The 15453-nt window shown below is 47.6% G+C and carries 13 protein-coding genes; 6 read left to right on the top strand and 7 right to left on the bottom strand.

The features are described from left to right. Positions 1-78: 78 nt before the first annotated feature. Complete coding sequence (locus ING2E5A_RS07175; protein ID WP_071136828.1) at positions 79-1527, top strand: tryptophanase; 1449 nt, start codon at positions 79-81, stop codon at positions 1525-1527. Positions 1528-1626: 99 nt separating this feature from the next. On the opposite strand, the gene ltrA is transcribed toward ING2E5A_RS07175, so the two are convergent. The 5 genes from ltrA to ING2E5A_RS07150 all read right to left on the bottom strand — a co-directional run bounded on the left by ltrA (position 1627) and on the right by ING2E5A_RS07150 (position 8486). Continuing rightward, positions 1627-3021 (bottom strand): group II intron reverse transcriptase/maturase, encoded by a 1395-nt coding sequence (gene ltrA, locus ING2E5A_RS07170; protein WP_154669989.1) that lies wholly within the window; start codon positions 3019-3021, stop codon positions 1627-1629. A 460-nt stretch (positions 3022-3481) separates the two neighbouring features. Further along, positions 3482-5185 carry a dihydrolipoyl dehydrogenase gene (gene lpdA / locus ING2E5A_RS07165; protein ID WP_071136827.1) on the bottom strand — a complete coding sequence of 568 codons (1704 nt, stop codon included), beginning with the start codon at positions 5183-5185 and terminating at the stop codon, positions 3482-3484. A 41-nt stretch (positions 5186-5226) separates the two neighbouring features. Beyond that, a complete protein-coding gene (locus ING2E5A_RS07160) occupies positions 5227-6336 on the bottom strand; it encodes a dihydrolipoamide acetyltransferase (RefSeq protein WP_071136826.1) in 1110 nt (369 codons plus the stop codon). A gap of 45 nt (positions 6337-6381) precedes the next feature. Then, positions 6382-7383, bottom strand: coding sequence for an alpha-ketoacid dehydrogenase subunit beta (locus ING2E5A_RS07155; RefSeq protein WP_071136825.1), 1002 nt, complete (start codon positions 7381-7383; stop codon positions 6382-6384). Positions 7384-7490: 107 nt separating this feature from the next. Next, positions 7491-8486, bottom strand: a complete 996-nt coding sequence (locus ING2E5A_RS07150) for a thiamine pyrophosphate-dependent dehydrogenase E1 component subunit alpha (protein ID WP_071138250.1) — start codon at positions 8484-8486, stop codon at positions 7491-7493. A gap of 718 nt (positions 8487-9204) precedes the next feature. Between ING2E5A_RS07150 and ING2E5A_RS07145 the strand changes: the two genes are divergently transcribed. Together ING2E5A_RS07145 and ING2E5A_RS07140 are read left to right on the top strand one after the other, a co-directional pair. Continuing rightward, the gene (locus ING2E5A_RS07145; RefSeq protein ID WP_143102503.1) at positions 9205-9867 is read left to right on the top strand and encodes a YiiX/YebB-like N1pC/P60 family cysteine hydrolase; all 663 of its coding nucleotides are present in this window, start codon (positions 9205-9207) and stop codon (positions 9865-9867) included. Between the two features lie 88 nt (positions 9868-9955). Beyond that, entirely contained in the window at positions 9956-10888 is a 933-nt protein-coding gene (locus ING2E5A_RS07140; protein ID WP_231960458.1) for a DUF368 domain-containing protein, read from the top strand. 10 nt (positions 10889-10898) lie between these two features. On the opposite strand, the gene ING2E5A_RS07135 is transcribed toward ING2E5A_RS07140, so the two are convergent. Beyond that, positions 10899-11876 (bottom strand): glycoside hydrolase family 43 protein, encoded by a 978-nt coding sequence (locus tag ING2E5A_RS07135; RefSeq protein ID WP_083373238.1) that lies wholly within the window; start codon positions 11874-11876, stop codon positions 10899-10901. A gap of 328 nt (positions 11877-12204) precedes the next feature. Here ING2E5A_RS07135 and ING2E5A_RS07130 point away from each other — a divergent pair, with 328 nt between their 5' ends. After that, a complete protein-coding gene (locus ING2E5A_RS07130; protein ID WP_071136824.1) occupies positions 12205-12639 on the top strand; it encodes a hypothetical protein in 435 nt (144 codons plus the stop codon). A 74-nt stretch (positions 12640-12713) separates the two neighbouring features. On the opposite strand, the gene ING2E5A_RS07125 is transcribed toward ING2E5A_RS07130, so the two are convergent. After that, positions 12714-13895, bottom strand: a complete 1182-nt coding sequence (locus ING2E5A_RS07125; protein ID WP_071136823.1) for a lactonase family protein — start codon at positions 13893-13895, stop codon at positions 12714-12716. Positions 13896-14112: 217 nt separating this feature from the next. Between ING2E5A_RS07125 and ING2E5A_RS07120 the strand changes: the two genes are divergently transcribed. Further along, entirely contained in the window at positions 14113-14553 is a 441-nt protein-coding gene (locus tag ING2E5A_RS07120) for a DUF5606 family protein (protein WP_071136822.1), read from the top strand. 6 nt (positions 14554-14559) lie between these two features. Beyond that, positions 14560-15393 carry a phosphatidate cytidylyltransferase gene (locus ING2E5A_RS07115; RefSeq protein ID WP_071136821.1) on the top strand — a complete coding sequence of 278 codons (834 nt, stop codon included), beginning with the start codon at positions 14560-14562 and terminating at the stop codon, positions 15391-15393. Positions 15394-15453: the final 60 nt, after the last annotated feature.

The raw sequence follows: 15453 nt of genomic DNA, 5'->3' as shown, positions 1-15453 counted from the left end.
AAACGACATGTTTTTCTCTAATATTTTGACCGAATAAAGCAATAGAGACTTTTAACTTTACAAACAATAACAAGAATTATGCAGGAGATTAAATTTTACAGCGGTGAAGAGATACCGTTGGAATTGCACAAAGTACGTGTTGTACAAAAACTACATTTAGTACCTATCGAGCGCCGGTTGGAAGCATTGCAGGAGGGAGGATTTAACACATTCAGACTAAACACGAAAGATGTATTTCTGGACATGCTTACCGACAGCGGAACCAATGCCATGAGCGACAACCAGATGGCTGCCATGATGCAGGCCGACGATGCATATGCCGGTTCTCAGAGTTTTTACCGGCTGCAGAAAGCCGTAGAGGAGGTGTTGGGTAAAAAGTACTACCTGCCGGTCCATCAGGGACGTGCAGCCGAGAATATCCTGTCGAAAGCCTATATCAAGCAGGGCAGCCTGGTTCCGATGAACTACCATTTCACTACCACACTGGCACATATCACCGAGTGCGGGGGGCGTATCGTGGAACTGCTTTACGATGAGGGGTATGTGATGAATTCAGATCATCCGTTCAAGGGCAATATGAACATCGAGAAGCTGGAAGAGAACATCAAGCGTCACGGTGCAAAAAACATCCCCTTTATCCGGATGGAGGCATCCACCAACCTGATTGGCGGACAACCCTTCTCGATCCAGAATCTGCGCGATGTGCGAGCCATTGCCGACAAATACAATATCCGCCTGGTGCTCGATGCCAGCCTGTTGGGTGAAAATGCTTATCTGGTGAAATTACGCGAAAAGGAGTTCAACGACTCCTCCATGGAGACCATCATCAAAACAATGACCGACATGGCTGATATCGTTTACTTTTCGGCCCGGAAACTCAGCTCTTCCCGAGGTGGAGGTATCTGCACCAACAACGAGGCGATTTACAAGGAGCTGGAAGCACTCGTTCCGCTCTATGAGGGATTCTTGACCTATGGAGGCATTTCGGTCCGCGAGATCGAGTCGATGGCGGTGGGACTCTATGAGACACTCGACGAGACCATGATCTGCCAAAGTCCCGAATTTATCCGCTACCTCGTAAATGAGCTGGACAAAAACGGGGTTCCAATGCTGAAGCCGGCCGGTGTACTCGGCGCCCATCTGGATGCCATGGACATCTGTTCACATATCCCCCAAACCCAATATCCTGCCGGGGCACTTGCTGCAGCCCTCTTCCTGATTTCCGGTATCCGGGGTATGGAGCGTGGCTCGGTCTCCAATCAGCGCGACGAGTATGGAAACGAGACCTATGCCGACATGGAGCTGGTACGGCTGGCCGTTCCACGGCGCGTCTTCACCCTCTCGCAGATCAAATATGTGATCGACCGTGTCAGCTGGCTCAATCAGAATCGCACCCTTATCGGCGGGCTGAAATTTGTCTATGAGCCTCCTGTACTCCGTTTCTTCATGGGAGGACTGGAACCGGTTGACGACTGGCCACAGAAGCTGATAGCCAAGTTCAAGGAAGATTTCGGTGAGAGCCTGTAGCAATCGAGTAGGATGCAAAGATAGGTAATTACTCCTAACTCTGCTATCCTCTCACACCACCCAACGTACGTCTCTCGTATTAGGCGGTTTCTTCAATGTTTAACCGTAATTGGCCGTTAAACTGTAAAGTCCCGTTTTCTTGAACCATTCAAGGTTCATTCCCTCGTGTGCAGCGTGGGTCATTGACAGTCTAAACCATCCCTTAGAACTTCCCGCCGTTGTCCAGCTCCGGTTCCAAGGAACGCCCAACTTGGTCAAGAACCTGGCTATGCCCAACGCCCGTTTGCATTGTTTTAAACGATAGCATCTTAATCTACGACGAAGCCAAGCTTCAAGGTTGCGAAGACGACTTTTCATCTTTGCGTGCTTGAAGTAGTTTAGCCAGCCTCGTAGAACGGGATTTAGCTCGCTTATTAACTGATCGAAGCTAATGCCCCTGTTGCGTTTGGTAAGCGATTTTAGTTTCGCCTTGAAGCGTTGTTCGCTCTTTCGGCTTAATCCTAAACTCCCGCCTTTTAAGATAGTATGACCGAGATAATTGAGTTGATGAGGACGGACGATATGGCTCTTTTCCTTGTTTATTCTTAATCGCATCCGATTTTCGATAAACTTGGAGAGGCTTTGCATCGATCGCTCCGCGGCTGGTTCGCTTCCGACCATTATGATAATATCATCGGCGTAGCGTACAAAGCAGTGTCCTCTCCGCTCTAACTCCTTGTCCAGTTCGTCTAAGACGATATTCGACAACAGGGGTGATAGTGGGCTGCCTTGCGGTGTCCCTTTCACCCGTTGATTGGCCATCCCCCCGATTAGCATTCCTGCTCGAAGAAATTTACCTATCAACTTAAGTACGCGCTTGTCACCAACGCGAGTACTTAACTGCCAAAGCAATCGGTCGTGATTCACCTCGTCAAAGAATTTTGCCAAGTCTATGTCGATAACCCAATCCTTTCCTTCGGCCACGTATTCGCCCGCTTTACGTAATGCTTGATGAGCGTTACGCCGTGGACGAAAACCGTAGCTGTATTCGGAGAATATAGGGTCATAACGTTTCGACAGTACTTGGCTTATCGCTTGTTGTACCAAGCGATCTTTGACCGTGGGAATACCCAGTTGGCGTTTCCCGCCATCAGGCTTCGGGATTAATACCTCTTTAACTGCCGTAACTTGGTATGTGCCTGTCATTAACTGGCGTTGAAGTTCTCGGTGGTGGCTGTTAAGCCAATCTCTAAGTTCGTCAACGGTCATCCCGTCAATGCCCGCACTTCCCCTGTTACTGATTACTTGCCGCAATGCGGCATCAAGATTCTTTAAGTCCGTTATATCACTCATTAAATCTTGGGTTAAGGCTCGTTCCTCTTTGCAACCTGACAACCACTCGTCCCGTACCAAACCGCTTCCTGAACTGAATACGTCAGTCCCCTTCACCTTTTGGCCACGCTCCCATTCGTCAAAAAGACTCATCTGTAAGTTCCCGTGTTTACCTGGGTTCATAATGGTCGTTACAATTTACAAAATAACTGCTCCTTAATTGAAAATTCAGCCCTTCCCTGTATTGACGTTACTCAATATTTATAGCGGTACTATGGCCTCTGCTGACTTCTCTGCCCCTTTCGGGTTAGAGACCTCCTACGTTAAGTGCATTATCTTCCTGTTAATACTACTGCATTTACTACCCCGGGTTACGGACGGCTTTAGGGCGTCTGTGTTTATTGCCACATTACCCCCCGGGTAAGCCTTAGTATGCAGTTTCTGTTCGTTAGTACCAACTTTTGTTTTAGGCTTCTTTCAGGTTATACCTCGCGGTAACACCCTTGCCATCAACTAACGGTTCTCGCCAAAATAAGCCCGCTCGGGACTTTAACCCTATAGATAATGAACATGCATAGCAAACAAAAAAAGGAGTTCCGATTTTACCGGAACTCCTTTTCATTTATGCCGTTAACGGCACAATCTATTTCTGCTTCTTTACATTGTGTATGGCTTCACCCAATACATCGGCGCAAGCTTCGAAGAGTGCTTCGGAATAGGTGGGGTGACCGTAAATGGTTTTGACCACTTCATCCACGGTAATCTCCATCTCCATCAGCAACGATGCCTGGTTGATGATTTCGGCTGCTGCCGGACCCACGATGTGAATGCCAAGGATCTCACCATACTTGTTGTCGGCAATCACCTTTACAAACCCAACGTTATCGCCGGAGGCCATAGCCCGTCCGTTAGCTGCAAAGTCGAACCGGCCTACACGGATATCGTACCGTTCTCGGGCCTCCTCTTCAGTCAGACCAACCATAGCCACTTCGGGATGGGTGTAGACAACTGATGGAGCTGAATGCAATTTCAATTCACGGTGATTCCCTTTTACAGCGTTATCGGCAGCCACCTCGCCCATACGGAAAGCTACGTGAGCCAACATCTTGATGGCGTTGATATCGCCCGGCGCGTAAATTCCCTTCACGCTGGTCTCCATATATTTGTCGACCTTGATCCGGCCCCGCTCCATTTCGAACTGGATTTCACCCATTCCTTCGATATCGGGCAGACGTCCGATGGAAACCAGCGCCTTCTCAGCTACTACCGATTCGCCACCTTCGGTCCGGACCTCCACCTTGCCTTTCTTGTCGACAATCTCCGTAATCTTGGTAGAGGTCATGATCTTCACATTCCTCTTCTTCAGCAGTTTGGTAAGCAGAGCCGAAGCTTCTACATCTACCGACGGGATGATCCGGTCCATCATCTCGATGACGGTTACCTTCGTTCCCAGTGCACTGAAGGCCTGTGCCATCTCGATCCCGATCACGCCACCACCAATCACCGCCAGGCTTTCGGGCAGCTCCTCCAGGGAGAGCAGATCATCGCTGGAGAGCACACCGGGATGATCCACACCCGGGATGTTGATTCTTGAAACCTTGGATCCACCTGCCAGAATGATCTTGTCACCCTTTATCACGGTAGAACCGTTCACTACCACATCCTTGTTTTTGTTGATCCGGGCAACACCCTTGAAGATCTCCACCTTGTTGCTTCTGAGCAGTGCCTCCACACCGCTGGTCAATTTCTTCACCACCGAGTTCTTGTGTTGCACTACCTTCTTCATATCTACCTTGTAGTGGGTGCTGTCGAAGAGGATTCCCCGCGAAGCGGCCATCTCTACCTCCTCGATGATCTCTCCGCTCTTCAGGTATGCTTTCGTCGGAATACAGCCCTGGTTGAGACAGGTTCCGCCAAACTCCTTCTTTTCCACGATGGCCACCTTTGCGCCGAGCTGGGCTGCACGGATTGCCGCCACATAGCCGGCCGGGCCACCGCCGATAACGATCACGTTGTAGGAATCCTCAAGCCGGGTCAGCGATCCGTCTGTGGTCTCTTCCTCCACTGCCGGTTTCTCTTCCTCCTGGTCGCTCGTGACAATCTCCTCGCCCTCTTGGCCGATATAACCGATAACTTCGGTTACCGGAACCGTTTCGCCATCGTGACGAAGAATCTTGAGGAGCACGCCCGAAGCCTCCGCTTCGAGTTCCATGCTGGTTTTATCGGTCATGATCTCGAGGATAATCTCTCCCTCTGTTACGGGATCACCTTCTTTCTTCAACCATTTTACAATTTGCCCCTCGGTCATGTCGATCCCGGCTTTGGGCATTATAATTTCGTATGCCATGTTCTGAGTTGTGAGTTATAAGTTTTGAGTAGACATCAACTTTATATTAATAGTGAGAGCGGATTCTCAAGCAATTGCTTCAGATCGGTCATGAATTTGGCTGCCGTCAGTCCGTCGATGATCCGGTGATCGCTTGTGAGGCTTACCTTCATTATCGGGCGGATTACCGCTTCCCCGTTACGTACCACTAGCGTCTCCTTTGTAGATGAAACACTCAAGATAGCAGCATTGGGCTGATTGATGATCGCCGTGAAATGCTCCACACCATACATGCCCAGATTACTGATGGTAAAGGTGCTGCCGGTCTGCTCGTCGGGCAACAGTTTCTTGTTGAGAGTCCGTTCGGTGAGATCCTTCAGCGAGACGACCAGTTCACTGAGCGACATTTTGTCGGCATTCTTCACTACCGGTACCAGCAATCCCTCATCCATCCCTACGGCCATTCCCAGGTTCACGTAGTTGTGGAAAGTGATTTCCGTAACCTCGCTATTCAAACTCGCATTGATATACTTGTGCTTCATCAGTGTCTTCACCACGGCAAACGAGATCAGATCGGTGACGGTCAGTTTCTTGCCGGTTTTCTCCTTTATCGGTTCCAATAGCCGTTTGCGCAGATCAAGCAGTTCGGTCATATCGATTTCCCAAGTCTGGATAAACGAAGGGATCGAGAAATAGCTTTCCGACATCCGCTTGGCTATCACTTTACGCATCATGGTCAAGGGAACGGTCTCCGAGGCTGTGGCCTCTTCAACCCTGGCCGGCTGACCAGGCTTCGGTTCGGTCTGTACTATCTGTAGCTGCTTGCTGATTCCAGTCTGGATTTTCGGCGCTGCCGTAGCCTCGGCAAAAGAATCACGCGTAAGCCGTGCTTTCAGTACGGGATCGGAGATCAGTAACAGCACATCATCCTTCATGATTTTACCGTTGTGTCCGGTGCCCCTGACACCCTTCAGGTCGATGTTGTGTTCCTCGGCAATTCTACGTGCAAGCGGCGAAACATGAGTCTTGCCCTGGAAATTCCATCCGGCAACATCCTCTTTATGAATCCGTCCCTTGTAACCTGTCCCGGTCACATTCGTCAGCAACACATTCATCCGTCTGGCCAGCAATCTCGCCGCAGGGGTTGCCCTTACTAATTGTCTTTCTTCCATAAACTTAAGCAGTAGTTCGTTGGCAATTCGAAACGCAACGCCGAACTACCTTTTATTAACCAATTTGAGGATGTATTTTTTAATCCTTTCAACACTGGGCAGCATAGCTGCTTCGAGTTTAGCGTTGTAAGGAACAGGAACGTCTTCTGCCGCCAATCGCAGAATGCGGTTGTCCAGAAAGTCAAAGGCATCGCTTTCAGCAATCATGGCGGCAATTTCACCGATGAATCCACCGGTCTTGTGTGCATCGTTGACGAGCAGCACGCGACCGGTTTTCTTCACCGAATTAAGAATGGCCTCTTTGTCAAGTGGCATCAATGTTCTCAAATCAACCACTTCAACGCTTACGCCTTCAGCCTCCAGCACTTCATCGGCTGCCTGCAATACGCGTTCGAGCATTCTTCCATACGTAACAACAGTTACGTCTTTTCCCTCCCGTTTAAGGTCAGCCTTACCCAACGGAATGGTAAATTCCGGGTCGAGAGGTACTTCTCCTTTCATGTTGAATTGCGCTTTATACTCAAGGAAAATAACAGTGTTATTGTCCCTGATAGCGGATTTAAGTATTCCCTTAACATCGGCAGGTGTACCCGGAGCAACAACCTTTAGCCCCGGAATATGAGTAAACCAGGCCTCGAGCGACTGCGAGTGCTGCGCAGCGGCGCCCACACCCGATCCTGCCGCACAGCGGAACACGACAGGAACCTGTCCTTTTCCGCCAAACATATATCGGGCTTTAGCCGCCTGATTCACTATATTGTCCATCATATAAACAATAAAGTCCATAAAAGTCACGTCAACGATAGGTCGCAGGCCCGTCATCGCTGCACCGATGGCGCAACCGGAGATAGCATTTTCAGAGATCGGTGTGTCGCGAACACGCTCCTTGCCGAACTCCTCAAGCATTCCAACCGATGTTCCAAAATCGCCACCGAAAATACCCACGTCTTCGCCCATAAGAAACACGTTTTCGTCTCGTCGCATCTCTTCGGACATTGCCAAAATAATGGCGTCTCTTACAGACATTACTTTTGTTTCGCTACTCATTGTATGTTGTATTGTATGTTTTCTGTTTGTAATAGGATTTGCACCGGGCTTTGTGTCGGCAACACGAGGTCTGGTATGATACCACGGCAGTTGCCCGCTGCCTTTAATTAATCTGCAAAAATATCTTCAAATGCCGATTCCAGGGTTGGTTCAGGGCTCTCCAGCGCAAATTTCACTGAAGCCTCAACCGACTCAAGCGATTTGCGGTCGATCTCGTTGAGTTCCTCTTCGGTTGCCAGGTTGTTATCGATCAGATACCTCTTCTGTTTCAGTATCGGATCCTTTTTCTTCCACTCGTCAACTTCCTGTTTGGTACGGTATTTACCTGGATCGGAGGTAGAGTGTCCGTACCAGCGATAGGTAAGTGATTCAACCAGAACCGGTCCGTTTCCATTACGTACATAATCCACCAACTCAACAAATTTGTTATAGACAGCCATCAGGTCGTTCCCATCTTCGATAAAATGACCAGGTACGCCGTAGGCAGAAGCGCGCTGATAATTGTAATCGACGTTGATTACACTCGAGATCGGGGTACTGATCCCATAGAAGTTATTGATGGAATAGAAGATTACCGGCAACTTCCAGATAGAAGCCATATTCATTGTTTCGTGGAAAGTGCCTTCGTTCACGGCGCCGTCACCGAAACAGCACATCACGATCTTTCCGGTCTTCTTCATCTGTTGTGTAAGGGCCGCGCCAATCGCCATGCCCATTCCGCCACCCACGATTCCGTTGGCTCCCAGATTCCCCTTGTCCAAGTCAGCAATATGCATCGAACCACCTTTACCTTTGCAGGTACCTGTAGCCTTGCCCATAATTTCTGCCATCATCTCGTTCAGGTCTATCTCCATGGCGATGGCCTGTCCATGTCCGCGATGATTTGAAGTAATCAGATCACCCTCCGTCAGGGCCGCAATAGCTCCCACGTTGGCAGCTTCCTCCCCCACCGAAAAATGGGTCATCCCGGGAACCATGCCCCGCTTGACCATGTAATTGACCTTCTCATCGAAGTTACGGATATCGCACATCAACTTGTACATGTGCAGCAATTTCTCCTTGGGAATCTCTTGTTTAGCTGTTGATTTTTTTGTTTTTGCCATAATATATATGTTCTGTTGTGTTGTTGGATCAACCCACACTGTAAAACCAATACAGATCAGTTACAATAACATCTCTTGATTGACAATTGTTTATCATATCTCTTTTTTTTATCGTCAATAAAGCGAGTTGATCGTAAACAGGAAGCTGTGATTTTGCCGCAAAGTTATTTAGAATTGGTTTAAATTACAAAACAGTTTTGTTTATTTAACTTTTGCAGCCCGTCTGAAGAGATAGAGACAAGAGCGCCTCTTCCGCCGAATTGGCAAGATCCACCTCACACCCCTCATTCTCCAGATTGAACTGCAATATGTCGCAAATATCCTTTTCGTCGTCAACAACCAGAATTCTGCCCCTTTATATTGCCGGTCAGTCCGTATATTTTGCGGTTTGAGTCACAAAGTTACGATTCTAAAACCAAGAAAGTGATCATTCCAGGTTACAAAAAAATTAAGATTTATAAAGTTGATGAAAGTTCTTTTTTGCAAAAACAACAAAAAAAGAGAATACTAATAAACTAATGTTCAACATTTTAATCGGTTGACCCCTTCCGTCTTTTTGAAATATTTGCTTTAATCCCAGCCATCTGTTTTGTGTAAAGACGACATTCCCCTATATTTGCACCCTGATTTTTTCATCTCTCGCAACCATCCCTTGTCGCAGTCGCACCGTGTACTGCAACAACAAGATATCATTGCGAGACTTAATTCATTCATAAAGATGCTTTCAACGAGATCAATTATTCTATTTTTCTGCTCTCTGGCTCTACTGTCCCACTCATGTAATACCTCAAGCAACTTCTCGGAACTGAAAGAGGGTGATCTGCTTTTTGTAGTTGGTAAAAGCCAATCGGAGCAGACCAAGGCCATCAAGGGCAGCACATCGAAAAAAGGCGACATACCCTACTCTCACGTTGGGATTGTAAGATTTGTAGAAAAAGATGTTTACGTTATTGAGGCTACCCCTTCGGGAGGAGTTATCCAGACACTTTTATACGAATTTATGCAGAAGGCAGAAAAAGTGGAAGGGAAACCACTGATCGCAGTGGGGAGGTTAAAGCCCGAATATCAATACCTTGTACCTCGCGCCGTTGAGCGGGCCGCAAATCAACTGGGCAGACCATATGACTATGCATTTGATGAGGAAAACGATGACTATTACTGCTCGGAACTTGTGCGCTTTTCATATCTCGATTCCCTTGAGAATCCGATTTTCCCCCCAATTGCAATGACATTCAAAAACAGGGAGACCGGAGAGACGGAGGCATACTGGAAACGACATTTTGCCGGGTTGCAACTGGAGATTCCTGAGGGAAAACCCGGGACCAATCCCGCGGACTTGTCTAAATCGCCGGCAATCGATATCGTTCACCGCTATTATTAGTATCCGAATGCTGTTGCAATGTCTGAAAGTCTACTGTAACCGACAATTCTCATAAAAAATAGTTGTAATTTTGCCCTTCAGAAAAAAGATGAATATGGAGAATAACAGGAACAAGGAGATGAAATCAGGGGATATGGAGACCCGCCGACTGAACCCATTAACCGATTGGCTTATAAGGCTAATCAAAGGAATCATAGTGGGGATAGGGTTTATCCTGCCCGGGTTATCGGGCGGCGTGTTGGCTGTTATTGTCGGCATGTACGATCCGCTGATCAGGTTCCTTGCCAACCTGAAGGAGAGGTTCCTGAAAAATCTGCTTTTTTTCCTCCCGTTTGCAATCGGAGCCGCGATTGGTATCGTACTTTTTGCGGTAGTGGTGGAAAAGGCATTCGGGAAATATGCTGCACAGTTTGTCTGCCTCTTTGTGGGATTTGTAGCAGGAACATTTCCGTCACTCTATAGAACCGCCGGAAAAGAGGGTCGCAAGAGTCGCGATTTTATCGTACTGATACTCTCTGCAGTTGGAATCTTTGCCCTAATGCTCGCCGGAGGCAAACAGTTGACTGAGGTCGATCCCAACATTCTCTCCTGGCTTGCATCGGGATTGCTGATGGGACTGGGGTTGATTGTTCCCGGACTAAGCCCCTCCAATTTCCTGATCTACTTCGGGATGTACGACAAAATGGCCACCGGGATCAAAGATTTCGATTTTGCGGTAATCATTCCCCTGATAGTTGGATTTGCTCTCTGCGTGATTCTCTTCTCGAAACTGGCGGCACACCTTTTCAAGAAATACTACTCGGGGATGTATCACTTTATCCTCGGCCTGGTTATCGGCTCATCATTGGCAATCTTTCCCACCGTTGTCATGCCCGCATTTCAGCCCGACCAGCTGAGTGTGGCAGGGTTAAGCACAGCAGGTGCATTGCTCTTCTGCCTGGTACTCTTTGTTGCAGGAACCATCGCCTCTTACCTTTTCAGCAAACTCGAAGAGAAGTATCCGAGAGAGGAGATCTTTTAACGCTGTATGTTCACCGTTTTAAAGGTCGTGCCTCCACACCCTCGTGTGTCATTACAACAGGTACGATTTTTCCCTCATCGTCGAACTCCAGTTTCTCGATGCAGGTCATGCGGGAATTCCCATCTCTTTCGGTCAACGGGCGACGATGGTATACAATGTACCACTCGTCGGTACCCGGTACATTTATAACCGAATTGTGGCCGGCTCCGTTTGCAATACGGCCGTCCTGCTGCAATACGGTACCCAGCCGCTCGAATGGTCCCAGTGGTGAGTCGGCTATACCATAGGCCACCCGGTAATCGGGTCCGGTCCATCCCCCTTCCGACCACATAAAATAGTATTTCCCGTTGCGGATAAACATTACGGAACCCTCAACATACCCTTCCGGGGTTATCTCCTTGAAGAGGGTACCGTCGTCAAACGGGACGAATCCGGTAAAGTCATCATTGAGTTTCACTACGTTACAGTGACGCCATCCGCCATAATACATATAATATTGTCCATCAATATCCCTGAATACAAATTGATCGATCGGCTGTGCCCCGTTATGAAACTTATCGATCAACGGCTTTCCCAAATAATCGCGGAAAGGACCTTCGGGCCGATCAGATACGGCCACTCCAATACCACCGGTAGTTTCGTTGTTCTGAATATCGTTGGCTGCGAAAAAGAGGTAATATGATCCCTCCTTCTCCACGATGGCGGGTGCCCACATGGCCATTTTTGCCCACTTGACTGCAGTTGTATCTACAACACGGGGATGTTTGGTCCAGTTTACCAGGTCGGGCGAGGAGAATGCGTCCAGAAAGACCTGTTGGTTGTAGGGAGCCGAATAGGTAGGATAGATCCAGTATCTGTCGCCAAAAACCGTTGCCTCAGGATCGGCATACCACCCCGGGAAAAGAGGATTACCCGATTTTTGTGCATTGATTGTTATACAAAAGATCAACGACAGAGAAAAGAACAGCGTAAATTTTCTGATTTGCATGAATACTATTTTGATTAATTATTGACTGGTTCCGTTTTTTGCCGCTAAATTAAAGCGGTTGATTCCATATAGCAACTCTATATTGCAAAAAAAACTTAAATTCGCAAAATTGTCGAGTGTGTAGACAAATCGGTAGATTTTATCGACGAACATCCGAATGGATCGCACAAACAACCTATTTTTTTGATAATATATTGATATAATACCGATTATCACAGTAAAATTATCGTTAATCGACAATTTTCCTATTAAACATTTTACTATCTTTAAGCGTCAAACCGGCGAAGGATATACAAATTTATTACACTTTTTAAAAATAGTTTGAAGTATGAAAAAGTATGCGATGATTATGTTGGTTGCCATGTTGGCGATCGGGTTACAGGCTTCGGCACAGAACAGACCCAGAAATCAGAGGAGTAACGACAATGGCCGTCAACGGCAGGAGATGAGAATGAGTGCCAAGGAACGGGCCGATCAGATGGCCAAGCAGTTGGAGCTGACAGCCGATCAAACGGCAAAGGTGAAAGCATTACTGGAGAAACAGGATGCAAAACGGGCCGAACAGATGGCCAAATTCCGCGAGCAGCGTAGCCAAGTGGCTCAAAACAGGGAGAAACAGCGTGAAGAGATGCGTGCCCTGCGTGAGAAGGAGATGAAGGAGCAACGTGCAGAGCTGGAACGGATCATAGGGAAGGAGAAGATGAAAAAGCTCGACTCTTTACGTGAACAGCAGCAACGGCAGAGACCACGCCGCAACAACTAGGCTGGAAAAACTTGCAATGATAAACCCTGAAAGTCGCTACTGAACTTTCAGGGTTTATCTCTTTAACACAGCCGTTACCTGGCAGCAAATTTCAGACAGACCGGCCGGCCCACATATATATCCTGCCGGGTATCTGAGAGCAGTCCGGTCTCTGGGTCGATGGCAAAGACCTGAATCCTGTTTTCATCACGGCTGGCGGCCAGCAGAAATTTTCCATTCGGAGTAATTACAAAATTCCTGGGGTGTTTACCGGTTAATTGATAACCGATGCGGGTAAGTGTTCCGTTCTCCCGGTCAATCGAAAAGATGGCAATACCGTCCGCCATGAGCCGGTTGGAAGCATAGAGGAATCTCCCGTCCGGCGAAACATGTATATCGGCACTTCCCCGGGGCCCTTCCACCGAATCGGTTGCAATGACCTGCTTCTCATTGAGCTCACCACCATCGTAATCGTAAACAACCACATCGCCAGACATCTCGCCCAGTAGATAAAGATAGTTGCCGGAAGGATGAAAATCAAAATGTCTCGGTCCCGATCCGGCGGGAGCAGAAAACTCTTTCAGGCTCGACTGCGAGATCACCGGCTGACCTTCGAAAACCGAACCGATGGCGTTATAGCGATAAATCTTATCGGTACCCAGATCCGTTGCGAACAGGAATCTTCCATCAGGCGAATAGCGGACGCTATGCAGGTGAGGGGCCTTCTGGCGAACCGTATCGGGCCCGGAGCCCTTAAACTGGATTACCGCATCGGCAGCCGATAGTGATCCGTCCTCATTTACCCGGAACAAGGAGATGCTCCCACCGGTGTAATTTGCTGTCAGTACGCTTTTACCTGCCTCGTCAATCTCAATGTAGCAGGGGCCGGGACTTCCCGTTTGGCTCGCATTCAGGTAGCGGAGTACCCCACTCCTCTTGTCAAGGGCAAATGCAACCGCAGCGCTGTTACTCTCCTCATTCTCCCCGACAGCATAAACAAACTTCTCGTCAGGACTCAATGTGAGGTAGGATGGATTATCTGTACCGGCAACGCTCAGTGAATCTGATTTCCCGGTAGCTGCATCAAAACTGTAGAGATAGATTCCCTTACTGCTTCCATCGGAGGTGTAGGTACCCACCAGCAATAACAGGTCGGTTGTTAATGGCGATAAAACTGTACCTTCAACACCATCCGTTTTCTCTGCTCTACTCTTTCCGCCGTTACAGGCCACAAAAGAAAGAGCGCAGAGGCATGCAACAACTATTTTACTCTTCATTTGTATCGCGTTTGTTTGTCAGTTAAATCGGGTCAATCACCTCCCCACACAGCAAATTACATTCTGCCGCTTGCCTGAGTGAAGAGCCGGCCAATTGCGAAATTACATCTTTTTTTGTGAATATGACCACCCCTTCTATAAAACAATTGCAGGTATCTGTTGTAAAATTGATGGAGACTCTGTATTTTTGCATACTGTTTGAACAAAAATATTACGTATGCTAACAAAGGTATTATCGATTTCCGGAAAACCGGGTTTATATAAACTAATCTCCACCACTAAAAATCTTAACATTGTTGAGTCGCTACTCGACGGAAAAAGGGTTCCAGTCTATCTTACCGAAAAGGTAGTTGCTCTCAGCGATGTCTCCATCTACACCACCGAAGAGGATGTACCTTTGCGCGAAGTTTTCCGTAAGATCAAGGAAAAAGAGAACGGGGAAAAAACGACGCTTGGCTCAAAATCATCCAACGCAGAGGTCTTCCGTTATTTTGGGGAGGTTTTGCCCAACTACGATACGGAGAAGGTCTACGCTTCAGATATAAAGAAGATACTCAGCTGGTACAATATCCTTATCGGCAACGGAATCGATTTCGAGAAAGTGGAAGCAAAAACCGAAGAACCGGCCGGGAACGAACCGGAAAACAACGAAAAATAGAGTACATTGAACCCAAAAAACCTGTTCACTCGAATAATAGCGGGAATTATCTATATTACCGTTATTTTGATGGGTATCCTGGGAGGTAAATATTCCTTTATTGCTGTATTTGGTCTATTTCTGGTTATCGGTCTGTATGAGTTTTACCGGATGACCGAAAAAAATACGTCTCATGCCATCAGTAAAGCAATCAATATTGCCTCCGGCTTCTCTATTTTTCTCTCTGCCTATCTTTATCTGGAAAATATTTGCAGAATTGCCCTGCCCCTAAGCTCCATCATATATCTGCTTATCCTTTTTGTGTCGGCAATATTTATAAACCGGAAGGATATACTTCATGCCATAATCTACTCCTTTTTCGGACAGATATACATCACACTGCCTCTTTCCATCCTGATGCTCCTGTCGTACCAGCATCAATCCCTCTCCAACGATTACCATTTTGCTTTTGTACTAGCTATCTTCATCTTTATCTGGGTCAATGATACTGCAGCCTTTGTGGTAGGTTCACTCCTCGGGAAACATAAGTTTATCGAAAGGATTTCACCCCGGAAAACAGTGGAAGGCTTTATTGGCGGGATACTGTTTTCGGTCCTGGCCTCCTTTGCCCTATCTACTTTCTTCACCAACTATACCCTGCTGTTCTGGATCGGGTTCGGTATTGTTTCGGCACTTTTCGGCAGCCTGGGCGACCTGTTCGAATCACTTATCAAACGGACCTACGAGGTAAAGGATTCCGGCACCCTCATTCCCGGACACGGCGGAATTCTCGACCGTATCGACAGCCTGCTTATTGCCATTCCCGCAGTCTATATCTACCTGGCTGTCGTATTTGCCTGATCGCCTTTTTTGAAAAGTGGTTGTTCCCGTTGAACATTTGCGGCCTGTTACTGTTTCAAT

The sequence above is a fragment of the Petrimonas mucosa genome, from assembly GCF_900095795.1.
In the GTDB taxonomy this organism is placed as follows: Bacteria; Bacteroidota; Bacteroidia; order Bacteroidales; family Dysgonomonadaceae; genus Petrimonas; species Petrimonas mucosa.
The sequence above is the reverse complement of the archived record's forward strand: the minus strand, read 5'-3'. Positions and strand labels throughout refer to the sequence as shown.